General features: G+C 48.8%; 16 protein-coding genes. 3 read left to right on the top strand and 13 right to left on the bottom strand.

Translation table 11 applies throughout. The features are described 5' to 3' along the window. Positions 1 to 90: 90 nt before the first annotated feature. A complete protein-coding gene (locus tag QZT80_RS00090) occupies positions 91 to 471 on the top strand; it encodes a response regulator (RefSeq protein ID WP_295116371.1) in 381 nt (126 codons plus the stop codon). A gap of 158 nt (positions 472 to 629) precedes the next feature. Here the strand turns inward: QZT80_RS00090 and QZT80_RS00085 are convergent, their stop codons facing one another. The 3 genes from QZT80_RS00085 to QZT80_RS00075 form a co-directional block, all read right to left on the bottom strand. Beyond that, positions 630 to 857, bottom strand: a complete 228-nt coding sequence (locus tag QZT80_RS00085; RefSeq protein WP_295116369.1) for a hypothetical protein — start codon at positions 855 to 857, stop codon at positions 630 to 632. A gap of 156 nt (positions 858 to 1,013) precedes the next feature. Next, positions 1,014 to 3,608, bottom strand: a complete 2,595-nt coding sequence (locus tag QZT80_RS00080; RefSeq protein WP_295116366.1) for a T9SS type A sorting domain-containing protein — start codon at positions 3,606 to 3,608, stop codon at positions 1,014 to 1,016. A gap of 231 nt (positions 3,609 to 3,839) precedes the next feature. Then, a complete protein-coding gene (locus QZT80_RS00075) occupies positions 3,840 to 6,434 on the bottom strand; it encodes a fibronectin type III domain-containing protein (protein ID WP_295116363.1) in 2,595 nt (864 codons plus the stop codon). A 219-nt stretch (positions 6,435 to 6,653) separates the two neighbouring features. On the opposite strand from QZT80_RS00075, the gene QZT80_RS00070 reads away from it, so the two are divergent. Continuing rightward, complete coding sequence (locus QZT80_RS00070; RefSeq protein WP_295116360.1) at positions 6,654 to 8,321, top strand: cellulase family glycosylhydrolase; 1,668 nt, start codon at positions 6,654 to 6,656, stop codon at positions 8,319 to 8,321. Between the two features lie 192 nt (positions 8,322 to 8,513). On the opposite strand, the gene QZT80_RS00065 is transcribed toward QZT80_RS00070, so the two are convergent. Next, entirely contained in the window at positions 8,514 to 9,434 is a 921-nt protein-coding gene (locus QZT80_RS00065; protein ID WP_295116357.1) for a helix-turn-helix transcriptional regulator, read from the bottom strand. Between the two features lie 214 nt (positions 9,435 to 9,648). Between QZT80_RS00065 and QZT80_RS00060 the strand changes: the two genes are divergently transcribed. Continuing rightward, positions 9,649 to 10,401, top strand: coding sequence for a sterol desaturase family protein (locus QZT80_RS00060; protein ID WP_295116353.1), 753 nt, complete (start codon positions 9,649 to 9,651; stop codon positions 10,399 to 10,401). A gap of 69 nt (positions 10,402 to 10,470) precedes the next feature. Here QZT80_RS00060 and QZT80_RS00055 read toward each other — a convergent pair whose 3' ends face one another. The 9 genes from QZT80_RS00055 to QZT80_RS00015 all read right to left on the bottom strand — a co-directional run bounded on the left by QZT80_RS00055 (position 10,471) and on the right by QZT80_RS00015 (position 26,584). After that, the gene (locus QZT80_RS00055) at positions 10,471 to 11,589 is read right to left on the bottom strand and encodes a TlpA disulfide reductase family protein (protein ID WP_295116350.1); all 1,119 of its coding nucleotides are present in this window, start codon (positions 11,587 to 11,589) and stop codon (positions 10,471 to 10,473) included. A gap of 11 nt (positions 11,590 to 11,600) precedes the next feature. Continuing rightward, a complete protein-coding gene (locus QZT80_RS00050) occupies positions 11,601 to 12,992 on the bottom strand; it encodes a RagB/SusD family nutrient uptake outer membrane protein (RefSeq protein ID WP_295116347.1) in 1,392 nt (463 codons plus the stop codon). Positions 12,993 to 13,012: 20 nt separating this feature from the next. Beyond that, positions 13,013 to 16,300, bottom strand: coding sequence for a SusC/RagA family TonB-linked outer membrane protein (locus QZT80_RS00045; protein WP_295116344.1), 3,288 nt, complete (start codon positions 16,298 to 16,300; stop codon positions 13,013 to 13,015). Between the two features lie 294 nt (positions 16,301 to 16,594). Then, a complete protein-coding gene (locus QZT80_RS00040; RefSeq protein ID WP_295116342.1) occupies positions 16,595 to 17,749 on the bottom strand; it encodes a FecR family protein in 1,155 nt (384 codons plus the stop codon). 90 nt (positions 17,750 to 17,839) lie between these two features. Further along, positions 17,840 to 18,433 (bottom strand): RNA polymerase sigma factor, encoded by a 594-nt coding sequence (locus tag QZT80_RS00035; protein WP_295116339.1) that lies wholly within the window; start codon positions 18,431 to 18,433, stop codon positions 17,840 to 17,842. A gap of 211 nt (positions 18,434 to 18,644) precedes the next feature. Then, complete coding sequence (locus tag QZT80_RS00030; protein ID WP_295116336.1) at positions 18,645 to 18,848, bottom strand: hypothetical protein; 204 nt, start codon at positions 18,846 to 18,848, stop codon at positions 18,645 to 18,647. Positions 18,849 to 19,100: 252 nt separating this feature from the next. Beyond that, positions 19,101 to 21,638, bottom strand: a complete 2,538-nt coding sequence (locus QZT80_RS00025) for a zinc-dependent metalloprotease (protein WP_295116333.1) — start codon at positions 21,636 to 21,638, stop codon at positions 19,101 to 19,103. A gap of 31 nt (positions 21,639 to 21,669) precedes the next feature. Then, entirely contained in the window at positions 21,670 to 23,040 is a 1,371-nt protein-coding gene (locus tag QZT80_RS00020; RefSeq protein ID WP_295116330.1) for a RagB/SusD family nutrient uptake outer membrane protein, read from the bottom strand. A gap of 13 nt (positions 23,041 to 23,053) precedes the next feature. Then, positions 23,054 to 26,584, bottom strand: coding sequence for a SusC/RagA family TonB-linked outer membrane protein (locus QZT80_RS00015; RefSeq protein ID WP_295116327.1), 3,531 nt, complete (start codon positions 26,582 to 26,584; stop codon positions 23,054 to 23,056). Positions 26,585 to 26,700: the final 116 nt, after the last annotated feature.

Raw genomic sequence — 26,700 nt, 5'->3', positions numbered from 1 at the left:
TCGCCTCCCCCATGCTCTTCTTCTGGCTTTTTTCGCTATATTCATTGCCGGAACCAGATCTATACGAACCAGGAAAAACCGGATAACTGCATGGCCCAACACTTTACTTGTCTACTTATTGATGATGACACTGACGACCAGGAAATATTCATACTTGCCCTTAAGCAAATCGACGATAATATCGGTTGCCAGGTGTTCGACAATGGCAGAACTGCCATCGAAACGCTGAAGCAGGCGCCGGAGTTACCCAACTACATCTTCCTCGACCTCAATATGCCCCTTATGGACGGCAGGCAGTGTTTGCAGGCCATCAGGCAAATCAGCCGGCTGGACGATGTACCTGTTATCATTTATTCTACCTCATCTGACCCAAAGGATAAACAGGAAACGTTGAAGTTGGGTGCCGGACATTATATAGAGAAGCAGGCCAGTTTGCCTCAACTGGTTAAAAAGCTGGAATATTTCTTTTAGGCACAGTCAGATGGGCGCTGATATTTAAGTGCCTGAAACAGCAAAGACCAGTACGCCGGTACGGGCGTTGGACTGGCCTTATGTAAAAAAATAGTGGAAATCACTGGGGGTAAAAGCGGCAGGCCGCAATATTTACGGTATGCCTGCCCTGCAAAGAATTAACTTCTCATAATACTCCACAACTTATGCTCCCAATCGGCAATCGCCAGCTTCGGCGTTTTTCCGAAACCTAATATCCCATTTTCTGCGTCTGCGCCCAGCAGGCAATAATAAAGGCTGCCCTGGCGGTATAATACGGGTTCAAAACTTCTAACGGCAGGTACTATATCTTCTGGTTTGAAATCGAACGGTATCTTCTGGTTATGGTCACCTATCATCTGCTCCATTTTTAAAACTTATTTTATGCATTTTACGCATTAATACGCAAGAAATATGCCGTTTGATATTTATTAATCATAAGTTCATTTTAGGGGCAATTATGGCAGGGTTTTCTACGAAATGTTATAAAGATCAGCCCCGGCACTCACCGGGGCTGACATGCACTATTTATTGATCACTATTTTCTTTGTAAACACTACTCCCTGGTTATCGCTCACCACAAACACATATACACCTGTACTGAACCCCGCAATATTAAGCGGTGCATTGCTGCCCGAAGCTCGTGTAGTTAACACCCTCACTCCCGCCATTGAAAATGCCTCCACGGTATACAACTTTGCCGGATCGGGGCCATTCAGGTAAATGACACCTGCAGCCGGATTGGGCCATAGTGCATTCAGGGGCGATTTAACAACCGGGTTTACGGCCAGCTGCTGGCTCAACAACAGTTGATCAGGATAGGTGAACGGGAAGTCGAGTTTAGCCTGCTGAAACTCCAGCTCATATTGCTCATTCCAGCCAAAAGCCGTGTCGGCCTGGTTGCGCAGGCTGTACTGCGCTGCCCCGCTCCAGAAGTGTACCATCTCTCCCATATTCAACCCACGCGCATACCCGCCGTTGTACTGCGGAAAGTATTGCGATAACAACGTAAAATAGCGGTTAAGGGCCGCGCTGGAATCGGCACGTGTGTAAATGGGATAAAACCAGTTTTTGAACCATTGCGTATTGGCGCGCGGAAAGTTATCGTACTGGGTTTGCATTTCCGTATACAAATCGTTGGCATCCTGCGTCCAGCCCATTCTTTTGTAGATATCATAGTTAAATATCTCACACCACTTGCTATCGCCCCAAAGACCGAATGTAGGCGAGTGATTTACGTTTTTGGAAGCCCCCTCCACGATATGACCTATTTCATGCGTGGTAGCACCAACATTCCAGGTGCTGCGTGTAGCCCAGCCACCGCTAAGGTCTACGGCATTCCTGTAATCATGGTCGGCATTATAGGGCGATACTGCATGCCCTCCGCTTAAATGTGGTTTGTTTACACTATGGAAAATCATGTACAGCCGCGGGTCGGAAAAGCTACCATAGTTTTGCTTCACATACTGCCAGGCCGCCGTGAAATTGCTGAACATCCAGTTGATGGAGGTACTTACTGCCGGATCGTAATAAACGGCTATATGCTGATCGTAATACACGCGGCTCAGGTTTTCGTTATGATCACCCCAATGTTCGGTCCAGGTGAGCGGTGCCTCGCCGGTGGTGGTGGTGCGGGTGGTAAATACCCAGGCCGAGTTACCTGCAGCATTGGTGGCCCTTACACGGTAGTAATACTTTGTAAACGGGGTAAGGCCACGGGAATAGAAGGTATTGTCGTTGGCGGGCAGGTCTTTCTGATAAGCCCAGGTTACACTATCTGTCGACATCTCTATCCGGTAACCTGTTTCGTTTTTCGCAGCATCCGTCCAGCTAATGATGTTTTGATACCCGGATGTAGCAAAAGATGATATGCCTGTGGGCGCAACGGGCGCACCGTTGTTTGAAGTACCGGTACCGGTGCCAAATAATTCCCATTCAGCGATCTGGAACCCGGAATTATCCAGGGTGGCTGTTACTTCTATGCGATAGTAGGTATAGGTAGTGGTATTGTACGGCATCGCATACAACCTCCGCTCCTTCCTGTTGGCGAACGCCTGGTTTGTTTTGGTGTCTAACACCGTCCAGTTGGTGCCGTTGTTGGAACCCTGTATCTGCCAGTTTTTAGGATCGCGGCCTGGTTCGTCATTAGCGGAGGTGAGGGCATAGGCTTTAACGATGGCGCCACCGGAGAGGTAGTATCTCAACCAGCAATAGGCTGCACCGTTATAGTACTTGGTATGCGGATTATTATCTACCACCATGGCACGGCCTTCGTTATCGTTTTTGTTGTAATAATCGCTCATCACTCCATTGGTAAAATCGGTGATGTCGGTTTGTGTAGTGATAGCGGCTGTCCTGATAATAGCCGGTGTGGATGGATTTGACACACCGCTTGCATTCTCGGCCCTTATGCGATAAACATATTGCTTGTTTGCGGCCAGTCCCGAATCGGGGAAACTCTGGGTATTGGCGGCCAGACTTTTAATAAGCAGGTACTTCGATCCGTCCACACTTCGTTCCACTAACATCGCAGTTTCATTATTGGCATTGTCGGTCCAGGTAAGGTTTACCTTGTTATTGGTTTGCAATGCCGTGGCCAGGTTCGTGGGCGTACCTGCGGGATGGTTGTCGGAAATCAGCTCCAGTTCGGCGAACTGAAGATCGCCGGCACCATGGTTCTGGGTAATACGCAGGCGAAAGTTCTTATACTTTGCCGCACCCGTCACGGTAAATTCCCTGCGCTGAAAACGCGTGGCAAAATCCTGGTTAGACCGGCTGTTAAGCGCTACCCATGTACTGCCATCCGCAGAGCCTTCCAGCGTCCATGCACGAGGGTCGCGGGTGGATGCGTCGTTAGCGGAGGTAAGGGCGTAACGGGTAATAGCAAAGGCATACTGGGCGTAAAAATATACGTTGATAGTAGCCGCATCAACATAATACTTAGTATTAGGATTATTGTCAAACAACTTCGGATAATTTTCACCGTCACCATAATCATAGGAACTGTCTGCCCAATAAGTGCCGCCGGGCAGGTCGGTAATATCTGTTTGTGCAGAAACGTTGGCCCATGCGAGTAATAAGCATGCGGCCATGCAAGACACCTGTAGTCGTCTTTTCATGTGAGTGTTGATTTTGGTTAAAACAAATGGTTCTATATTTCGCTCCCGGGGTGGAAATTCAAATTAATGCAGCTTCGCTCACATTGTCATATAGGCATTGCCTGAAAATAACGTTCCTTTTTACACCAACCTGTCAACAGAAATTAAACAGATTGTTAACGAAATTTAAATAACATCAAAAAGCCCCGGCAAAACTGCCAGGGCCTGTTGTTAACTTAAGAATTAAAGTGACTAGTACTTGATAACAGATGATTGTTTCGTTACTAGTATCTTTCTCGTAAACACCACACTGCCTTTATCACTTACGGCGAACAGGTATATCCCTGTGTTGAGCGCCGAAATGTTGAGCGGTGCGTTTTTACCTGAAGCTTTTGTGGTAAGTACCTTCACGCCAGCTAAGGTGTATACATCTACGGTATATAATTTACTTTCATCCGGACCATTAAAATAAATGGTACCCGATGCAGGGTTAGGCCATAATGCGGTCAGGTATTCCTTCACATCGTCCCAGTTTTTAGGCGGCTGTGGTTTGGGACGGCATTGTTCAGGGTAAGTGAACGGGAAGTCGATACGTGCCTGGTTAAACTGCAACTGGTATTCTTCGTTCCAGCCAAAGGCGGTATCTGCCTGGGCTTTCAGGTTGTAGCCGGCTGCTCCGCTCCAGAAGTGGATGAATTCACCCATGTTCATTTCGCGGGTATAATGACCATTATGTTGCGGGAAGTAATCGCGCAGCAGTTCGAAATAACGGTTCAGCGTTACACTGCTGTCGCCATTGGTGTACAGCGGGTAAAACCAGTCGCGGAACCAGTAAGTGCCTGGCCTTGGATAAACATCTGCGTTGGTTTGCATTTGCTGGTACACGTCGTCTGCATCCTTTTTCCATCCCACTCTTTTGTACACATCATAGTTAAATATCTCGCACCATTTGCTATCGCCCCAAATACCGAATGCAGGCGATTCTTTGACGTCTTTTGCGCTACCTTCCACAATGTGGCCTATCTCGTGAACAGGCGCACCAATGTTCCAGTCGTTACGGTTGGTCCAGCCGCCGCCTAAGTCGATCATATTGCGGTAATGGTGGCCGTAGTCGAATACAGTAGCAGGGTGACCGCCGCCGTATTTATCCTCGTGCAACACCACGTATAACTTAGGGTCGGCGAATGTACCGTAGTTCTTTTTGATGTATTTCCAGGCGGTGGTAAACTCGCTGAACATCCAGTTGGTGCCGTACGGTACATCCTTATCAAAATAGATCGCCACATCTTTATTGTCGTGTACGCGGGTGATGGCCTGTGTATGTACGTCCCAGTCTTCCTGTATATGCAGTTCCGCGCCCGCAGCAGGTGTGCTGGCCGTTGCATAGAGGTAGGGCGAGCGACCATAATTATTATAGCTGCTCAACCTGTAAAAGTAGGTTGTGTTAGGCTCCAGGTTGCGGGAGTAAAACTGCGTACTGCCCGGGTTCAGATCATTCACCGTATTCCAGCGCAAACTGTCTTTCGAGCGCTCCAGGCGATAACCGGTTTCATTGTCGGCTACGTCTGTCCAGTTTAAAATTACCTGGTAAGGTGATGCGTTGTTTACGTAGAAGCCTTGTGGCGCTACCGGCTTATCTTTCGCTATAGTCCCCCTGCCCTTACCCAGCAGTTCGAATTCGGCAATGTAAGTACCCCACCATCCGGCGTTTTCGGTAATGCTCAGGCGGTGATACTTGTAACTGGTGCTATTTGTAAATGCGTACACCCTGCGCTGGCCGCGCGAAAACAACTGGTCGGTCTGCCTGTTTAACTCCGTCCAGTTGCTGCCGTCGTTCGAACCTTCGAAGGTCCAGCTTTTAGGATCGTTGCCTGCACTGTGCGTCATGGCCGTAATCGCATACTGTTTCAGTACAGCGCCGCCGGGCAGGTAATGCTGCAGGAAACCGGTATAGCCGTAGATGTTTAGGAAAGTGTTGGGCGAGTTATCAATGGCTTTTGGCAAACCATTTTCACCGGCATAATCCCATTGCGAGGTTAACTGCCCTTCTTTGTACTCCGTAATATCAGTGTAAGAAGGCCCGTTGTCCGTACGGATCAGCACTGTAGCTGTAGCTTTGGAAGCACCTATCGGGCTGAGCGCCCTTATGCGGTAAGTGTATTGCTGGTTGGCGGCCAGGTTACTATCTATCCATAATTTAGTATTGGGCGGTACAATGGCTGCCACGCTGTAGTTTTGTCCGTCGGAACTGCGATCTATCGCGAAGCCCATTTCATCGCTGCTTTTATCGGCCCAGCCAACTTTTACACGCTGACCGGCTAGCATAGTTGCTACAGGACTGGCAGGCGCGGCCACCGTTACAGGTGCCAGCAATTCCCATTCGGCCAACTGAATATAACGGCCTACAATGGTAGCGAAAGCAATCAGCTGGTAGTGGGAAAACGTATCCGGCGTAGCAATGGTAAACACTTTACGCTCGGTGCGGGATGAAAAAAACTGTTGGTATTTGCCATCCAGCATCACCCAGTTCACGCCGTCTTTACTGCCCTGCAGCACCCAGTTCATAGGGTCGCGGTTAGGCTCATCATAAGCACTGGTTACCGCGTATTGCGTTACCAGCGAAGGGTGCGCAGTTTTGTAAGTAACGGTGAAAGAGCCCGACTCAAACAGATATTTAGACGTGGGATAATTATCTATCAGTTTGGGAAAGTTCTCGTACTTGTAACCGTTAACGTTAGGCGATGAAATAACTCCTCCGTCGTTGGTTACATTTACCTGGGAAAATACGGGTACATAAAGGCATAACAATCCCGCACACAAGGATAACCTGTGTAAAATTTTGATCATAATGGTTGATTTAATTACTAGGAAATAAGATCAGATATTATTGGGTAAAAGATTTCGGTCATTAGCTTTTGGTTTTTCTTTTCTCTCCTTCAAGTTCAAGAGTATAAAGCAAGATCAATAGAAATTCTTAGCGCCTTTCTTCATTTTATTTGACAGTTGACAAAATGTTAGCTGTGGTATTAAAAAAGTATTAGCTATTTTAAAGTTCCAAATCACGTTATGCTAAAAAAATTGCTCCCCGGCCTGCTACTGGCCCAGTTACTGGTAAACAACGCTTATGCCCAGGGCTTCCTGAAAACATCGGGCACTAAGATCGTGAACGAAAAGAATGAAAACATCCTATTACGCGGTATGGGCCTCGGTGGCTGGATGCTGCAGGAAGGGTACATGTTACGCGTGAACGGCGAAGGGCAACAGTATAAGGTCCGCGAACGGCTTACCACACTGGCGGGCGCTGAAAAAACACAGGCCTTCTACGATGCCTGGCTGGCCAACCATACCCGCCGGACGGATGTAGATTCGCTGAAGGCATGGGGCTTTAACTCCATCAGGCTGCCCATACATTACAATCTATACACCTTACCCATTGAGCAGGAACCAGTGGCGGGGCAGCATACCTGGCTGAACAAAGGTTTCGATATGACCGACAGCCTGCTGGCATGGTGTAAGGCCAATGAAATGTACCTGATACTCGATTTGCATGCGGCACCCGGTGGGCAGGGAAACGATCTCAATATATCCGACCGCAATCCCGCGCACCCTTCCCTGTGGGACAGCCGCGCGCAACAGGAAAAAACAATCGCGCTTTGGCGCAAACTGGCCGACCGTTACAAAAACGAACCTTGGATAGGCGCTTACGACATTCTCAACGAACCTAACTGGGGCTTTGAAGATCCGGCCGATAAAAATGGTTTAAAGGAAAAGAAGAACGCGCCGCTCAAAGCCCTGATGCAGGAAATTACCGCCGCCATCCGCGAAGTAGACCAGCGGCACATCATCATTATCGAAGGCAACGGCTGGGGCAACAATTATAATGGCATCCTGCCACCATGGGATAAAAACATGGTACTCAGCTACCATAAATACTGGAACTATAACGACCAGGCATCTATCGCCCACATCATCAAAACCCGCGACGAATACAACGTTCCGGTATGGCTTGGTGAAACCGGCGAGAATTCGAACGTATGGTTCACTGAATGCATTCGTTTGCTGGAGCGCAACAACATTGGCTGGTCGTGGTGGCCGTTGAAAAAACTGGGCAACAACAATCCGCTCGAAATTCCGATGAACAAAAACTATCAGCAGATACTCGATTTCTGGGCAGGTAAAGGCCCACAACCTTCTGCCGAAGATGCTTACCAGGGTATGATGCAGTTGGCCGCCGACAGCAGACTCGAAAACAACATCCTGCACCGCGACGTGGTGGATGCGATGATCCGCCAGCCCTTTCAGCCCAACGCAATTCCTTATCAACCCAACATCATCAAAGGTAAAACAATCATTGCCGCCGTCAACTACGACCTCGGCCCTAACGGTGCCGCGTACTACGACAAAGACACCGCCAACTACCGCATCTCCAACCCGCAACTGCAGGGCGGTAACCGCGGGCGCACTTACCGCAACGACGGCGTCGACATCCGCAAAGAGGGCGACACGTACATGGTTACCAACTTCGAAGCCGGCGAGTGGCTGCAATACACGTTACAGATCGATCAGAAAGGCAAATACACCTTCACCCCTTCTGCCGCTGAAGGCATTAGTGTGTGGGTAGATGGCAAGCCTGTTGCGGGGGCGGTGCAGTTAAGTAAAGGCCGTCATGTTTTACGCGTGCAGGCCGATGCGGGCGACCATACGATTAAAGAGATAGTGGTGGAGAGGAAATAGAGAGGGGATTAGCTCCTCCTGTATGTGTAAAAATATTCGGGCGACGCTTAACACCGATCGTCATTGCGAGAAACGAAGCAATGACGATAAGGGAGATGCCGGCTCTATCAGCAGTAGCGCGTACCTAGCTGACTAACGCGAACACGGCGCAACAGGATGTCTTTAGGAACACTTACCTTTCAAATAGCACAACTACGCCGTCCTGAACGCCAACGGTGTTACCGCCACCTGTTTCTTAAAGAAGTTATTAAAATGCGAAGGCTCCTCAAACCCCAGCGCATAACCGATTTCCGACACGTTCCAGTTCGTATGTTTCAATAAAGCTTTCGCTTCGTTGGCGATACGTTCGGCAATGTGTTCCGTAGTAGTTTTACCGGTGGTGAGTTTAATGGCGCGGTTGAGGTGGTTTACGTGTACGGCCATCTTATCTGCATAATCCTTGGCAGAACGCATCGTGAATTGCTGGTCGGGCGATTCGATGGGAAACTGCCGGTCGAGCAGTTCGGTGAATACGGCGGTAATACGCGAGTTCGCATCGGGGTGCTGGTACAACATGCCGGAAGGTTCCATTTTCAGCGCGTTGTGTACCATCTCCGTAATATAGTTGCGGATAAGGTCGAACTTATAGGTGTAGTCCGACTGCATTTCCGTGAGCATCTTTTCGAATATCGCTTCCACATTTTTTTCCTGTTCGGCGTTCAGCATATAAAATGGTTTTCCGCCAGGCGCGAACATCGGGAGGTCGCGGATGTTGCTTCTCATATTTTCAACGAAGAAACCTTCTTTAAATACGCAGAAGTAACCTGTAGGGTCGCCCGCCACGTTTTCCCAGGTGTAGGGAACGTGAGAGCTGAAAAAGGCGAGCGCGGTGCCAGCTACTTCCAGGGTTTTATCGGCGTAGTGGTAGCGGTTGGTGCCCCTGATCAGGGTTATTTTGTAATAGTCACGGCGACTGTAAGGCGAGGGTTCACTGGTGCATTTAAGCACATCTTCCAGGCGGAACACGTTAAAATGGTTGCCGTCCTGCGCCAGGTTAGCCGGCAGCTCGTAAAACTTGTGCTGGTAAAACTGCTCCAGGGTTTCCGGGGCCGACAATTGTTTACGTTTCTCCATACTATACAAATTTACTAAAAATCAGGTGTTTAAGCCCGAATGCAGTACAAAGGTAGGGATCTGTTACCCTATGCCGCTTATGTAAGCCAAAGCAAAAATTGCAAAATTCAAACAATTGGGGCACACTTTAACATTCCGTTGCAGGATATTTCCTTAAGTTCGTTTCACCCTAAGCCGTGTGTCGCTTGCCTTAATACAAATAAAACCCATTAAGATGCTGTGGTACGAGAAAATCCCTGAGTTCCTGTTCATTGTAGCCTCCCGCTATTATTTGCTGGCTGGAATTGCCTTTATTATCTGTTACCTGCTGCTGCGCAAACGCATCAGTAAATGGAAAATACAGTTGCGCTTCCCCGCTACGAAAGACTACCTCCGCGAGGCGGCCTACTCCACCCTTACCATTTGCATATTTGCCACGGTGGCGCTCATCTGCCTCTCATCCCCCTTAAAAGTATACACCTTAAGGTATAAAGAGATAGGCGAATACGGCCTTACCTGGTTCATACTGGCCTTTCCAGTCATGTTTTTGGTACATGACGCCTATTTCTACTGGATGCACAGGCTAATGCATCATCCGAAACTATTCAAGTCTTTTCACGTCGTACACCATAAATCCACCAATCCATCGCCCTGGGCGGCATTTGCGTTTCAGCCAATGGAAGCACTGGTAGAAATAGCCATACTACCCATTTTGCTGGTAATCATGCCGTTAAGTCTTCCCCATCTTACTGCTTTTTTCCTGGTACAGATGGTGTATAATGTTTACGGGCATTTAGGCTGGGAGTTATATCCAAAATGGTTCAGCCGTCACTGGTTTGGCAAATGGATCAATACATCTACCAACCACAATCAACACCACCAGTATTTTAAAGGCAATTATGGGCTTTACTTCCTTTGGTGGGACAGATGGTTCGGCACCATCCGTGAGGACTATGAGAATAAGTTTGAAGAAATAAGAAGCAGATAAATTGAAGAGGCCCGGTAAACACCGGGCCTCGTGCTATCTCACTAATGAGGTAGTATATCGAAAAAACGATTACTTGTTCAATATGGATTCCAGCTTCTTATAAAGCGCGGCTCCTCTTAGTCCTCTTGCAATTACCTTGCCGTCTTCATCTACCAGGAAGTTATCCGGCACCCCTTCGATACCGTACAATTTGGCGGCAGGCTCGTTCCACTTCTGCAAACCGCTCACATGGTACCAGGGCATACCGTCCTTTATGATCGCGTTCTTCCAGGGAGCCAGTTTATCGTCGAGGGATACGCTGAGGATGTTGAAACCTTTGTCGTGGAAGGCATTGAATGCCTTTACCACGTTCGGGTTCTCCGCCCGGCAAGGCCCGCACCAACTGGCCCAGAAGTCGATCAGCGTTATCTTTCCAGTTTTCACTACATCGTACAGCTTCAGGTCATTGCGGGACGTATCCTGCGAGGTAAAATCAGCCAGTTGCACGCCCACACCAGTTACCTTAGCAATGGCCAGTTTCTTCGCCATTTCTTTGCCCAGCGGCGTTAACTTCAGCGAAGCATCCAGGCTTTCGTACAACGGGTTCAGCTCCGCATAATTAATGACCATGCCACCCAGGTTCTCCACCGTTTCCAGCGATATAAACGATTTCGGATGCTGCTTCACGAAATCCCTTTTAAGTCCCCGGATGGTATCTATCAGCGCGTAATAGTGCTTTTCGAGCGCTTTGAATGCCGGCAGTTCCCTTTCTTCGACCGTGGTTTTAACAGCCGCCATCTTCAATGCTACGAACCGCTCCGTGGCCGGCTTGGTAAGCCCGCTAAGCAACTCATTATCGGTATGCGATGCAGACCCTTTCAGTACCGCGTGACGGATAGAATCTTTCGCCTCCAAAGTCATATTGCCCGGTTCCAGGTAAAACTGCCGGGCGTCGTTACGTTCCTTACGTGATTTGGCGCGGTACATCAGCACCACCTGCGTAGGTTGTTGCAGGGTGCCTTTGAATACGAAGCGGCCATTAACCGAGGGTACTGAATCGTTGATCTGTTCGCCGCTGGCGTAGTAGAACATGTATACCGTGTCTGCCTGCTGGTGTTCTTTTATATAACCTTTGAGCGTGTATTTGCCTGATTGTGCGGAGGCTGCGATTGAGCTAACACCGAATATGATTGTCAATATGCTTTTCATGAATATCTGTTTTATTCGTAACCTGGATTTTGTCCCAAATAAGGATTGTTTTGCCTGTCGTAAAATGGAATGGGAAAGAGAGCTGCTTCTTTTCTCCATTTAGGTTTGCGGGCACCGAAGATCACATCTGCCAGTCCCCTCCTTTTCACGTCCAGCCAACGGTGTCCCAGTTCTCCGAACAACTCCGTCTGGCGTTCCTTTTCGATAGCCAGTAACAGGTTTTCTTTAGAGATACCGGGGTTGGTATTGCTGATCAGCGGCAATCCCGCGCGGGCGCGGATACTGTCTACATCAGCGATGGCACCTGTCAGGTTATCCTGCATGGCACGGGCTTCGGCGCGGATGAGGTATTGTTCGCCGAGGCGGAGGATGTTGGTGGCTTCGGCGGTGAGTAATGGATTTGTATTTGAAAATACCTTGTATTTGCCATGGCCGGCAAAACCGTCGGTGCCGATCTTTACCCATTTCGTCCAACGCAGATCGTTGGGTTCGAATGCATCTTTAGTGTAAGAGCTTAACCGGTAAGTCGCAACGGCTCCACCACCAGTTGTTTTCCCAGCTTCGAGGGCATAGAGGTTAGTACCAGCATTTGCCAGTTGCAAAATCGCCTCGCGCGAGCGGATGTTGAAGGTGCTGTCAAGGTTTTCAAGCCTGTAAGGACCGGCATTGATAACGTTGCTGGCATTTTCTTCGGCCTTAATCCAGTTTTGCTGATATAGCTGCGTTCTCGCCATCAGTGCATAAGCTGCATACCTGTTGGCACGATAACGATATCCTCTTTCTGTGTAAGCTGTATTCATCTTTTCGATCGCGAAGGTGAGGTCACTGTTGATCAGCTCCCATGCCTTTTCCGGTGCAGTGCGTGGCAACAGTGCGTTCACCTGATAGTTGGACGATACTGCAAGGGGCAGGGAATCGTACAGGTTCACCAGGTAAAAGTTATGCAATGCGCGCAGGAATTTTGCCTCGCCCATCAATTCATCCTTAATTTTTGCACTTACGCCCTTAGACTTCTCTACATTCTCATACAGGTTGTTGATCATATAAAGCGAAGCATACATCGGCGCCCATATTGCGCTACTTACTGGCCCAGTACTCGCAGACAGGTTGTTATCGAAAAACAGCTGCTCGTCCGCAGAGTAAGTAGCCTTGGTAAACTCGTCGGAACTCAGTCCCAGCAAAGTAGTAAGGCCTCCGCTAAATGGCCCGTTGCCAAAGCCGTTTTGTGTGGCGGCGTAAATACCACGCATAGACGACTGGGCTTTGCCGTCATCAGCAAATGCAGCGGCATTGGGAATCTGGTTGATCGGCAACGGCACGTCTACAAACTTGGTGCAGGCTGCTGCTGCAAGCAGCAGGGCAATCGCCCCTATATATTTCAGTGAATTATTACTCAATATCATAAAATCCTTTTTACCCGTTATTAAAGTCCGATTTGAATACCTAATACTGTAGTACGTAATGGCGGAAGCCTGTACATGTAAACAGTTTCAGGATCTACACCTTTGTAACTGGTGAACGTAAACATGTTTTGGGCCTGGGCATAAACTCTGAGGTTGGAGAAATGAATACGCTTGAGCAGGCTGGCGGGGAGCGTGTAAGAAAGGGCAATATTCTTCACCCTTAAGTAAGATGCATTCGTATAACTATAATCAGACAATGACGCCACGTAGTTACCGCTAAGCGCGTTAGACGCAGGCTGGTTTGTAGTATACTTTTGCACCGGGGCAATATCGCCCGGTTGCTGCCACCTATCCTTAATAGCACCCGCAGCCACGTTCTGAATACCACCTACTGGCATTGGGTAAAAGCCGGAATTAGCTACAGATGATAGCCAGTTTTTGCCCTGCTGCCTGTTAAATTGCAACAGCACATCGAAGCTGAAATTTTTATAGCGGAGGCTGTTGGTCAAACCACCATAGAAATCAGGATCGGTATCCAGTAAAGGCGCAAGGTCTCCCGGGAAGCCAAACACGCCGTTTTTGTCCCTGTCCTCAATCATATACAGGCCAGTCAGGGGGTCTACACCAATTGCCTTCGCTGCCATTACAATGTTAAGTGGCCGGCCGATAATATAGCTGGTAGCATAGCTGCTCGATGCCAAACCAGGGAATCGTACCAGTTCGTTTTTCGGCACACTGATGTTAAAACCGGTAGTCCAGTCGAAATCAGATCGCTTAAAGTTGGTGGTCGTGAAACTCATTTCCCAACCGGTATTATCCACCAACACGCCATTAAGGTTCGCAGTAATAGTATTGAAACCTGTGGTGTTGGGTAGCGGATAGTTCACCAGCGGATCAGAAGATCGGTTACGGTACCAGGCTACGTTAAACAGTACGCGGTCGTTCAGGAAACCCAGCTCCAATGCAAACTCGAGCTTCTTATTACGCTCCCAGTGCAAATCTGGTTTAAACAGGGAGGTAGGTACAAATGCTGCGGAATCTTTGTAAGTGGGATAAAAAACATAGGAAGTATAGGAGTCCAGGTATTTGTAGTCACCAATACGGTCGTTGCCTGTTACACCGTAACTCGCACGCAACTTACCAAAGCTGAGCGCCTTCACGTCTTTCATAAACTCCTCGCTGGTAAACAACCAGGCGCCACCTACAGCACCAAAGTTGGAGAAACGGAAGTTAGGGCCAAAGCGGCTGGAACCATCTCTCCGGCCTGATAAATTCACTATGTATTTGCTTTCATAGTTGTAGTTGATACGACCGAAGAACGCATTATACTTGTATTCATTAAGGTTGCTGCTGGGACTCCCGAAATTCGCTGCGGTAATACCCGTAAGCGAACCTAAAAACTCATCGCTGGTGTAACCGTTCACGGTAAAGCTGTAACCTTCGTTGCGCTGCGACTGGAAAGTACCACCGGCCAGCACATTGAGGCGGTGTGCTTTAAACGACTTTGTATATTCGAGTTGCGGTTCTGCTATCCAACTGCGGAATGAGCTGTTGCCGAACTGGTTAGAACCAGTGGTCACATTGGCCGGGTTTTGCGCTGCTTTAGGCATAATCCTGAGTTCACTCGTTGCCAGGCTGTTGTACCCGATACTGGCGCGCACCTGCAATTCCGGCAAAATACGGTATCCCAGCATTGCGTTCGCATATACGTTGTCTGTTTTCACCGAGTACTTTTGCTTCAGGTAGGCCAGCGGATTATCTGTGATAATTCCTTTTTCGTTCCATGCCACATTGCCGGCAGCGTCATATAACAGATAGTTGGGAGGAAGCGTTAATTTACCTGCCAGGTCGTTCGCTACGGTATTGTTTTCATTAGACACGTAGTTACCGCTTAACTGCGTGGTAAACTTACCGTCCTCGGAAACCGTATTGATGCTAAAATTAGCTCCCGCTTTGGTAACAGGTACTTTATCCGGATAAACGTTCGTTTGTTTATCGTAGTTGCCCCCGACCATGAACTGGATGTTTTTTGTACCGCCCGACATAGAAACATTTGCGGTGGTAAATTCTGCATTTCCGCCGATAAGTTGTTTAGCCAGGTTGTTATCACGGGTGGTATCCCAAAGCAGCAAATCGTAGGCGTTGGTGTTGTTCATCGCTTTGCCATCGTTAAAAAATGCTTCTTTACGCATGGCCACATATTCCTTCGTCGATAACAGATCGGGAAGTCTTACATTACTGATGCCCGAACGTATGTCGGCAGCAATGCGGTTTTTACCTGCCTTACCTTTACGCGTAGTGATCAATATAACACCATTAGCGCCGCGGCTTCCATAGATGGCCGTAGCATCCGCATCTTTCAGTACTTCTACGCTTTCAATATCGGCCATGTTCATGGTAGATAAGGGACTCATGCCTAACAAACCACTTCCGGTAATAGCCGAATTAAGACGTGTAATACCACTGGTAGGCGCTGCCAGCGGCACGCCGTTAATGATATACAGGGGTTCATTATCGGCACCCACGTTTTTATCTACTCTGGTACGGCCGCGTATTTCAACCGTAATGGGCGATCCCGGCACCCCACTTGTTTGCGTGATGATCATTCCGGGCACCCTGCCCTGTAAAGCCAGTATAGGATCGCCTACAGGTGTATTGGCAATTTCTTTGGCTGACACTTTTTCGATGTTACCGGTATTCAAACGTTTGGAGGTAAAACCATAAGCCTGTACCACCGCTTCGTCGAGTTTCGTGGAAGCAGGCGATAAAAGGATGTTACCTAAATCGCCACGGGTAACTTTTACCTCCCGCTGCTGAAAACCAATAAAACGGATCAACAACACATCCCCCACTTTCGCCCTGATCTTAAAGTCACCCTGCTCGTTCGCCGCTACAAACTGTTTTGTGCCTACCACATTCACCGTAGCACCGATCAGCGCCTCCCCTGTTGCTCCATGCACCAGCCTGCCCGACACCACGATCTGCGGGTCCTGTGCGGTTACATAAGGGATGGCCGCTTTCTTTTTAATAAAGATGGTTTTGTTCTCAATCGTGTAATCCAGCGGCTGGTCTTTCAGCACTTCGTCGAGGAAAGCCTGGAGTTTAAGGTTGTTTACATCAATGCTTACCGGACGGGCAACACGCATACTCCCTCCCTCATAAAAAAATACGTATCCCGTTTGTTCTTTCACAACGGAAAACACATCTTCCAGTGCTACACGCTCGCCCTTAAAGGTTACCGACTGGGCATAGGTGCCGGCGGTTACTTTTAAACAGGCTGCTATGATCAGCATAACCGTTAATCTCATAATTAGCGCAATTTTTCTTCGCCGGTAATTTTCTTTGTTGGTTGATTGGCGCCCAGGCATAAAAAGGGCCTTACCATTACAATTCCATTGCATAGATTTGCAGTGTTTGGATTGAAGTGATTCAATAATAGTTAAGAGGATTGTTGTTTGCTGCTGATCCGGACGTTATAAACCGGTGCGGGTCCAATCGCCCCGGTTTTTTATTTGGACCAGAATGATGTTCCTTCGCTTACTGACTACCCATTTTGGTTGATTAATAGCTGGTTATTAATAAAAATCGTTTCCCCCGACTGTTTATGGCGTTACAATAAGTCTGCGCCCTTCTTCTATTCTAAAGTTTACGCCCATATTACCCAGGCCTTTTAATACCTGGTGCAGCGAAAGGTCGCGGCCTATTTCGCCCCGGAATACCCGGTATGGGATATTACCCTCGTAAATAACTGTTACATCGTACCAGCGCGATAATTGGCGCATGACGGCTTTAAGATCGGCGTCTTTAAAAGAGAATACACCGTTTTTCCAGGCTGTGGCTTCGCCCACATCTGCCTTGCTGTTTAAGGTGATGTTCCCGTTCAGTATGTTGGCCTGCTGGCGGGGTTGCAGTATTTGCGACTGTCCGCCGGCGTTGATTTTTATACTTCCATTTACCAGTGTGGTGTTAATGCCTGGCTCATCTTCGTAGGCATTGATATTAAAAGCGGTACCCAGTACGACCACTTCCATACCCGCTGTGGTTACCTTAAACGGCATCTGTGCATTTTGCACAACGTCCATATATACTTCGCCCTTCACTTCCACCTTACGTTCGTTGCCCGTAAAGGCAGTGGGGTAAGTAATGGACGATCCTGCATTCAGCCAAACCTGGCTGCCGTCGGGCAGCGTGGCGCGAAACTGGCTGCCGTGCGAGGTGGAGAGGGTATTGTAGGCTACTTCCTGCGGAGCGGTGCTGTTCTCATAAATCAATTGTCCTCCCTGCTGCTTAACGGCTGTGGCGCCTTGCCTGATGGTACGGCTGCTATCTTTATCCAGTGTTACCATGGAGCCATCGGCCAGGGTGAGTGTGGCCTTATTCCGCGCAGGCATTAAGTCCAGCAAGGGTGTTACCACCACTACCTTTTGTGAAGATGGGTTTTCCTTTACCAGCATCCAGGTACCGGCGGCCAGTAATAACAGGGCGGCAGCCGCGGCCCAGCGGTAACGGCGGAAAATACTGATTCGGCGGCTGCCGGATTTATCAATTCCAAGCACACTGGCGATGTTGGCTTCCATTAACGGGCCGCTTACTTCGGCCGGGGTGGCGGCTTCCAGCTCCATCATTTCCGCTATGTTCTCTACGAGCCAGGCGTCGTCGTCGGTATTGACCGTACGGAGCAGCTCCCCGCCTTCTTCCGGGGAAAGGCGATTATTAAGGTATTGTTCCAGCAGGTAGTTAAATCGTTGTTTTTCCATGAATGTCGGTACGCAGGCAAAGCATTATTTGTCTTTCCTGCCTGTAAGAAGGCCGAAAAAGCAATTGGTACTATCCGTTGAGGAATTTTTTTAAAGGATTTTTAACAATAGATAAAGCAGCAGGTATGGATGTCCTGCCGAGGCGAGGTGTTCACGTATTTGTTTCAGCGAAGTGCTGAGCATATTTTTCACTGTTTGCGGCGATATAGACAGCTGTTCGGCTATTTCGTTCACCTTTAGCCCCTGTTCGCGGCTCATTTTAAACACGCGGCGGCGCTGTTCCGGCAGTTGTTCCACGGCTTCCTTTACCAGGGCCTTAATTTCCCTTACATGCAACTGTTCAAATGGCGAAATGGGACCAGCGGCCGGTGTATGCTGCAGCGTGCCTACCTTTTCCTCATAATTCACCTGTTTGCGCAGCGCCGTTAAAAATTCGCGGGATGCTACCTTAAACAGCCAGGCATTAAAGTTTGCTATCTCAGGCAGCTTTTCCCGGTTCAGCCACAGGCGAATAAACGTTTCCTGGATAATTTCCTCGGCCTGTACTTCAGAGGCGGCGTTGCGGGAAATATATGGCTTTAACCGTGGATAATAATGACGGTACAGCTCCCCAAAACTGGTTTCATCGCCCTCGGCTACCAGCCGCAGCAATGCTTGTTCATTATGTATAGTAGTGTTCGCCAATAGCGGGAAATAGCTGTATTCTGCGCATAAACATACTCAAAAGTGGCTATAATGCTAAATCGGTTCGGGAAAATGGTAATTTGGCGGGAAGAACGGGTCAATTACTACCGACCATAAAACGCCCTCTCCCGGTAATGCACCGTTTTGGGGTATTTGGGGATGTGGCCACGTGGGAAGTCCTTCTTACGGTAGCTCGTCACAGGCGTTCGTTTTATCTCCCTTCCTCTTTTTCGTCTATGGCTTCCTGGTCTTCCTCCGCATCTGGCATATCTACCAGGTTGGCGCCCTCGCGCATGTATTTCTCCGCTTTTTTGTCCAGCATACCTTTTCCCGGCCTGTTTTCACTGCTGAATGGAGCCGGATTGCTGGCATTGCCTGCGGCGGGAACTGATTTGGGAGCTTCTTCCTGTGCCATGAGATTATTTTTCCCTATGGACTAACAAAAATGATTCCATGCAAGAAAACGGGTAGTTGAGGTCGCCGGACTTTGCCCCATAAAAAAAGTACTGCTGTGTTGCGGCGGAAGATTGGTTTTCAAGTGCCGGGACTGGTAAGTATCCCGGTTTTATAAAAAAGTCCCCTGCTTTAAAGCAAGGGACTACAACCAAAATCTATAGGCCAGGACTAAACAGTACCCCGCGTTATTTACTTTTTTTATGAGAATAACCTATTTTATTTCGTAGGGCTGCATCACTCTTTTCTCGAAGATGCCGCCGATCTTGTCATCCATATCGTTCAGGTGAATACGGGTAGCCGCATCCAGCCCTCCGTTTTGCACGGCCTTCCTCATCACCTGGCGCAACTGGCGCAGGTTATCTTTTAAAGTACCGGGAACATCAGAAATATAAATCTGGAATGCATAATCACCCATCATCAAACCCGGGTTATCTGCCAGGTTGGCCAGGAACAATAAACGGGTAACATACAACTGTTGCAGGGTGCGCCTGTAAACGTCTACGTTTTTACCACTGTATACCTCTGTAAAAATGCCTTTGTTCAGGTCAGCAAAGAACTCGTGCAGAGTGTACGTTTTCACTTTTCCGTTCGCCTGCACCTCCGCATTAATCAGCTTACTCATACGCTGCTGCGTAATCAACCCGTCAACCACTTCGCGCTGCAGACCAGCCAGTTCTATGGCGAAGTTCATGGGCAGCTTGTCTGTAATCGTTGGCTCGTTTAACCACATCGGCGTTTTAAACACCTCGTCGTTCATGAATTTCATGGCCGATTTCTGTTTCGCATAAGGCACAGTTACGTACACCGGGCCAGGTTGGGAATATAGTTTTTCGGTAGTATAAATGCCCCCGATATTCTTTGCCACGTGTCCTATGTAGCGGTAATATTGCTGGTATAATTGCACGTAGGTATTCTTCAGTTCCATATAATCCTTATCAGGATTGGCGGTCCATTTCACCAGTTGCGGTACGATCCTTTTCAGGTTTTTGATACCATAAGTACTGGCTAACATCGCATCGTCGCCCAGGTCTTCGCTCTGCGCGCGGGGATCGTGCTGGTCCATTTCATAACCGAACCACAGGCGCGGGTTAGCAGCACTGTCTGATGCCCACTTAGCAACGGTATGACGTTCTTCATCCGCCGATTTAAACTCGGGGAACAGGCGGTAGCCCCATTCAATAGCCCATTTATCATAGTCGTTAATACGCGGCATAATACCTGCATCACCAATATTATCTTCAGGCTGGGCTACATAATTAAAGCGTGCATAGTCCATGATAGATGGCGTATGACCGTATTTCTCCACCCAGGCTTTATCGCGCAGTTTCTCTACCGGCACGGTGGAGCTGGCGCCATAGTTATGCAGCAACCCAAGTGTGTGACCTACTTCATGTGAGGAAACAAAACGGATAAGATTACCCATCAGCGCATCGTCGAATACCGCTTTACGGGCACGGGGATCTACCGCACCGGCCTGCAGCATGTACCACTTTTGCAGCAGTTGCATTACATTATGGTACCAGAAAATGTGGCTTTCTAGTATCTCACCGCTGCGGGGATCGGCCACGTTGGGCCCCATAGCATTGGCCACTACAGAAGGCCTGTAAACGATGGCCGAGTGGCGCGCATCGTCAATACTCCAGGTGCTGTCTTCTTCTTTAGTAGGCGCTCTGCGGGCGTAGATGGCATTTTTAAAACCAGCACGCTCGAAGGCTACTTTCCAGTCGTTTACACCGTCGATCAGGTACGGTATCCATTTTTCCGGTGTAGTAGGATCGATATAAAACACGATGGGTTTTACCGGTTCTACGAGTTCGCCGCGTTTGTATTTCTCCATGTCCTCCGGCTTAGGCTCCAGCCTCCAGCGACGGATATACACAGCATCTTCCACGCCTTGCGGATGAATTTCGAAGTCGCGGTGCCCAACGGCAAAGTATCCGACACGCGGGTCGGCATAACGCGCCTGCATAGGTTTTTCGGGCAGGAGCATCATCGAGGCATTTAGCTCCACGGTGTAACTGGGGCCCGATGGATTTAAGCCAGGCGTGTAGCTTTTTACGGCATTTACTTCGATGTTAGTGGGAAAGGTACGCACATAGTTAAGATAGCTGGCCTCGTTTATTTGCGACCCCATGCCGGCACGTTCTTTAAACGCTTTCCGCTGGAACCAGATAATCTCGTTATCGCTGTTCAGCAGTTCAGTGGCCTCAAATACCGAGGAAGAGCTGTCTTTCGAATAAGCCAGTACCGGGTATACCGCTGCAATAGCCTGCACGCCGTTTTTCTGTACGCTGTTGTACATAGAACGGGTGCTGTCGGCCGCGTATTCGATAAAAGAAATACGGCGCAGGAACACCTTATCCTTCGGGCCTTTTTCAAAACGATAGACCGTTTCACCGATCTGGTCGCCGGCGTAACCAGCGGCGCCGTTACGCATTTCAACCGAAGCTTTGGATATACGGCTTACCACAAGAATATCGCGGCCCAGCAGGGTGTTTGGAACTTCAAAGTAGTATTTATCATCCTTTGTATGCACGGTTAAAAAACCTTTACTGGCCTTCGCGTCTTTCAACACTTCCTCATAAGGTTTCAATTTCGGCGCATCTTTCTTTTTGGTCGTATCCGCTGCCGCAACTGGCGGTGGCGTAACCTTCTTCTTCTTCCAGAACTGCGCCTGGGCATTACCTGCGGTCATAATTAGGGCGCAGGAAGCCACAGAAGCGAAGATCTGCATCTTACGTTTCAACATAAAAAATTGGATTATTTAAGCCTGGTTTAGTTTATCGCGGGTTTTGTTCTATTTCCGGGTTTAATAAAATGTACTTGCTGCCAATTGGAAACACGTAGCGATTACTGTTAGGCGCAAGTGTGTATGTTTCGCCAAGCAATTGCCTGGTCACTGTTTTCGCGAAGTGCGGTTCTTTGTTCAACCTTTTCTGATCGAACCAGCGTATGCCACCGCCGAGCAGCTCTCTCCTCCTCTCTTCGATTACCAGGTCTAGCGCCTCATCAGCCGTTGTGGCACTAAGGGCAACATAATCTGCGGCCCGGAAACGTTTCTGGCGAAGGGTGTTGAGTATGTCTACTGCATCGCCGCCATTGTTTGCCCTGGCCAGGCTTTCTGCTTTGATCAGCATCATTTCGGGCACGTTCAGTCCGATCTGCAACACATAACCCGTGGTACCAAACGTACGCAGATAGCGGAAATAAGTGCGACCATTAAAGGGCCTGAAAAATACTTCCTGTCCATCTGCCGTAAACAGCTCGTAACGCAGGTCATTCGCGTCGAACAGGTCGATCGTTTCCTGGCTCAATGCCAACACACCAACACCGTTAAGGCTTTTGGAGAAAATCAGCTCCGGGTCATTAAACCTTGCTGGCAAGGTAAACGGATCGGAAATGTGATCATTGAGATCGAGCAGGCCATTTTTGCGCAGCAACGCACTGTCAGCGAAACGGCCGGCATCGGCATACGCGCCCATTTGCAGGCAAGTGCGCGCCAGTACGGCAAAGGCAGCGGCCTGTGAAGGGAAAGTATTGAACTGCGAAGTGGCCGGTAAATCGGCTATTGCTTCTGTCAGGTCTTTTTTAATCTGGGTATATACCTGTTCTACTGTAGCGCGCTTCAGGTTGACAAAAAACACGGGTTGTAACAACATTGGCACACCGGGATCAGTAGCTGCAGTGGTGGCGTCGTACTGTTTGGCGTACGTATTCACCAGCACCCAGTAAGCGTATGCACGATGTACCTGTGCTGCTGCACGGATGCTGCGCTTCTGTTTGTCTGTTCCCCCATCACTGTCCATTACTTCGTCGGCCACCTGGTTAAACATAAAAATGCTCTTGTACAAAGCGTCCCAGTCGGTATCATTAGTGTCACCGAACAAATCGGCAGCCCAGCGGTAAACACTTTTCTCCTGGTCGCTCATAGCATTAGCGTACATATCGTCGTACACGCTCATTTCATCGCTGGCCAGGGTGGAATAGTAATAAGACTGTTCCACCGCATCTATATTATTGAGTATGTTCTGGTAATCGCTGGTATAATGCAAAGTACGTTTGCCCACCTGGTCTATCTCCACATACTTACGGCAACCGGTGCTGCCGAATAAGGCGGCACCTGCCAAAGCTATATATATGAGTTTCTTCATGATCAATGTTTAATTAAAATGAAACATTTACGTTGAACGTGTAAGTTGTTGCAGGGCGTAAGCTGCTGTAAGCACCGGCGAACATGTAATCAGGATCAACCCCTTCCCTGTTCTTTTTCCAGATGAGCCCCAGGTTACCCACGGTGGCACCCATTGTGAGCGACTTCACTATGCGCAGACTGCGAATTGCCGCAGCATTCAGCGTATAGTTCAGTGTTAACTGCTGTAACCTGATGTTATCGCCTTCTATTACGTTCAGGTCCGAATTGATGTAGCGTTCAATGCTTTCGAAATTGATGCCGCTAAGACCGGGAACATTCGTAGTGGCTTCATCGCCCGGCTGACGCCAACGGTCGGCCAAAGCTTTATTGCTCGTTAAAAAGCCCTGGTAGAAACCGCCGTTCGGATAAGAGCTCGTGGTAATCGGGTTCATAGCCACCACATGCCCAAGGTAAATAACGGCCCTGGCGGAGAGGCTCAGGTTTTTATAACGGATAGTGGGACTGTAACCACCCGTAAACGGAGGTGTTCTGCGGCCTACTGATTTCAGGTCATCTGCACTTAACTCATAAGAAGGAATATCAGAGGTAATGATCTTACCGTCAGCAGTATATATCTGCGACTGGCCCTGGTTATCAAGGCCCGCCCAACGGTACACCCACATATTATCAGCGGCATAGCCTTTCACGAAAGCGCCCCTGTTTTCTACCAGCATACTTTTCGGGAAACGGCTGTCGGTAACTTTATTGGTGTTGTAAGCAAGGTTAAAGTTGTTGCTCCATGTCCAGTTGCGCGTACGCACTGCTTCGCCGCCAATAGATACTTCCACGCCATGCGATTTCATATTAGCCGTATTGTAGGCCAGGTCCTGCCATCCATACACCGGATTGATGGGGAATGCGTACAGGATGCCTTCAGACTTCTTCCTGTACACATCGAGTGTAAGGGTAAGCCTGCTTGCAAAGAAAGCCGCATCTACCCCCAGGTTTTGTGTTTTGGACGTTTCCCATCTCAAACCGCGGTTGCCCGGCAGGCCCACGGTACCGTAAGGCAGTTGCGTGATGGGATCGATAGCGATGGTGCTGTATAAAGTATAGTTGGAGCCGCTGGCGGGGATGCTTCCTGCGATGCCATAACTGCCGCGCAGGGCCAGCACATCCAGCCAGCTCACATTGCTCATGAAATCTTCTTTGTTGATATCCCACTTTGCACCGGCCGACCATAACGGCAATGCGCGGTTGCTGCGGTCCATGCCGAGCATGCTGTAATCGTCGTAACGGATACTGGCGGTGGCGTGGTACTTGCCTTTGTAGTCGTAGCTGCCATTTCCGTAATAGGATAAATAACGTTTCCGGTCTACCATTACGGCTTCGTTGGGCGAAGGCAGCGTGCGGGAGTAGCCGTATATAGTACGGTAAGGCACCATCGGGTTTACGGGTATGCCGGAAGAGGCGTCTTTATCAAACCCATAACGTATCCTGGCCTCGCCTGTAACATTCGTTTCCCTGATCTCACTGCCCGCTATAAACGTTACCTGGTGTTGACCAAATGTTTTGTTGATATTCACCTGGAACCGCAGTGATTTGTCTTCGCTGGTAGAGTTGGTGGTTTTAAGTATCCCTCCCATAGGCACACCATAAGTTGGCAGTTGGGTGAGAAAAACGGTACCGGTATTGACCATATCGCGGGTTTCATAGCTTTCCACATCCGCCAGGTTTTTCATATTGGCGCTGTTACGCTGGTACATGCCGGATACGGCTACATCCAGCCAGTCTGTGGCCTTCACCGTTACCTGCGAAGTGATCCTGGTTTCGTTCCTGGTGTACAAAGTATTGTTCAAATCAAGTTCGTTAATGCCATTGTACGACCAGGGCAGGTAACCCAGGTTAGCCAGACTGTCGGACGTACTTTTTTTGAAAGCGATATAACGGTCTACTGAATTGCCCGAAGCATCAACCAGCTGATCATAAGGCCTGAGGCCATAATTACCCTGGCTTAACGAGCGGATAGCCGCGTTGTTTACCTTGCTGTTGGAAAAGCCCTGCGTTAATGCGGTAGACAATTTCACACGCTTGTTAAACAGATCGTTGGTGATGTTTGCGTTCAGGAAGTACTTTTCAGCGCTGTTGTTCTTAAACACCGGGCGGTCTTTGGAATAGTTGCCGGAAATATAATAGGTGCTGTTTTCACCGGCACCTGAAACAGACAGGTTATATTGTTGTGTGATGGCTTTCTGCAGCATGTATTGCTCCAGTTGCCCCCTGTTATTGCGGAGCGACAATTCCGCCAGCTTCGCATCTCTTTCGGCTGCACTGATCTTACCGCTCTGCGCGTTGAACATCAGGTTCACTGCGTCGCTCACTTCAGGATAACGCCAGTGATCGTTGGGGTTTGGAAAGAAGTTCTTATCGAACATTTCCTGCTCCAGGTCGATATATTGCGCACTGTTCATCACGTCCAGGCGGGAAAGGTCGGCAGGAGAAGAAACACTGAGCGCAGAACCGAATACCAGTGAGCTGGCGCCCTTTTTTCCTTTCTTCGTTTCAATAACAATTACACCGTTAGCTGCCCTGGAACCCCAGATAGCAGCAGCAGCCGCATCTTTCAAAAAAGAAATACTCTCGATATCGGCTGGGTTAAAAGAATTCAGAATGGTATTGTTGGTAGCCCCCGTGGTACCAGACTGGCCAGTGCCAGGATTGCTCATCAGGTTCTGGTCTATGGCCGGAAAACCATCTATAACGATAAGCGGCGGCGTACCTTCAAGATTTAAGTTATTTACGCCTCGTACCTGTATCCTGTTGTTACGCACATCGAAGTATACACCGGCCACTTTACCTTCCAGGCGCTCCATGATATTGATAGCAGGGCTGGCGGCAATGTCCCGGGCGGTGATCAGTGCTACAGCACCCGTTACTTTAGTAGGATCGATCTTTTGGTAACCCGTGCTGATAGTCACCCCTTCCAGGTCTACCCCACCCTTGATGGTAAACGTAGCATTGTAAGCCTCTTCGCCCAGCGTGATCTTCTGCGACATCTTCTGGTAGCTGATATGCGAGAACTGCAGGGTGTATTCACCCGGGTTCACCACATCAAAAATGAAATATCCTTCTTTATTGGTAACGGCATACCGGTTTTGCGGTAACATCACCACCACCACTTCTGCCACGGGGTAACCCTTTTCATCTTTCACAAACCCCGATACCTGCTGAGGTGCGGGCGGCACCTCGTCCAGCAGTTGTGCCAGGGTAGTTTTTTTACTGATGATGATGGTTTTGTTCTCGAAGGCATAAGTTAAAGGCATCCCCTTAATTACTTCGCGTACAAAACCTTCCAGCGGCTGCGCTTTGGCTTCCACGCTCACTTTTCTCATACCGCTTACCACCGCCTGGTCATAAAATACCAGGTAGCCCGTTTGCTGTTTAATGGCTTTAAAAACATTCTCGAGCGATTCGTTCTTGCAGCTGTAAGTAATGGTTTGCGAATAACTGCTGGCGCTGGCCTGCATAAAAAATGCAAACAATAAAATGGTTGATAATCGCATAACACGTTGTGTTTGGACACTAAACCGCGGACAGTTGTTGATAAGGACCCGTAACAACTGGCTAAGCTGCCTTTTGGGCAAAACATTAGCACCCCGGTTACAAAAAGTTTCAAAAT

It is taken from the genome of uncultured Chitinophaga sp., assembly GCF_902168175.1.
Lineage (GTDB): Bacteria > Bacteroidota > Bacteroidia > Chitinophagales > Chitinophagaceae > Chitinophaga.
This window is presented reverse-complemented; position numbering and strand designations above follow the sequence as displayed.

Bases quoted from the DNA above. Each gene is read 5' to 3' on its own strand.
- QZT80_RS00090 (WP_295116371.1), top strand. From the start codon at position 91: ATGGCCCAACACTTTACTTGTCTACTTATTGATGATGACACTGACGAC.
- QZT80_RS00085 (WP_295116369.1), bottom strand. From the start codon at position 857: ATGGAGCAGATGATAGGTGACCATAACCAGAAGATACCGTTCGATTTC.
- QZT80_RS00080 (WP_295116366.1), bottom strand. From the start codon at position 3,608: ATGAAAAGACGACTACAGGTGTCTTGCATGGCCGCATGCTTATTACTC.
- QZT80_RS00075 (WP_295116363.1), bottom strand. From the start codon at position 6,434: ATGATCAAAATTTTACACAGGTTATCCTTGTGTGCGGGATTGTTATGC.
- QZT80_RS00070 (WP_295116360.1), top strand. From the start codon at position 6,654: ATGCTAAAAAAATTGCTCCCCGGCCTGCTACTGGCCCAGTTACTGGTA.
- QZT80_RS00065 (WP_295116357.1), bottom strand. From the start codon at position 9,434: ATGGAGAAACGTAAACAATTGTCGGCCCCGGAAACCCTGGAGCAGTTT.
- QZT80_RS00060 (WP_295116353.1), top strand. From the start codon at position 9,649: ATGCTGTGGTACGAGAAAATCCCTGAGTTCCTGTTCATTGTAGCCTCC.
- QZT80_RS00055 (WP_295116350.1), bottom strand. From the start codon at position 11,589: ATGAAAAGCATATTGACAATCATATTCGGTGTTAGCTCAATCGCAGCC.
- QZT80_RS00050 (WP_295116347.1), bottom strand. From the start codon at position 12,992: ATGATATTGAGTAATAATTCACTGAAATATATAGGGGCGATTGCCCTG.
- QZT80_RS00045 (WP_295116344.1), bottom strand. From the start codon at position 16,300: ATGAGATTAACGGTTATGCTGATCATAGCAGCCTGTTTAAAAGTAACC.
- QZT80_RS00040 (WP_295116342.1), bottom strand. From the start codon at position 17,749: ATGGAAAAACAACGATTTAACTACCTGCTGGAACAATACCTTAATAAT.
- QZT80_RS00030 (WP_295116336.1), bottom strand. From the start codon at position 18,848: ATGGCACAGGAAGAAGCTCCCAAATCAGTTCCCGCCGCAGGCAATGCC.
- QZT80_RS00025 (WP_295116333.1), bottom strand. From the start codon at position 21,638: ATGTTGAAACGTAAGATGCAGATCTTCGCTTCTGTGGCTTCCTGCGCC.
- QZT80_RS00020 (WP_295116330.1), bottom strand. From the start codon at position 23,040: ATGAAGAAACTCATATATATAGCTTTGGCAGGTGCCGCCTTATTCGGC.
- QZT80_RS00015 (WP_295116327.1), bottom strand. From the start codon at position 26,584: ATGCGATTATCAACCATTTTATTGTTTGCATTTTTTATGCAGGCCAGC.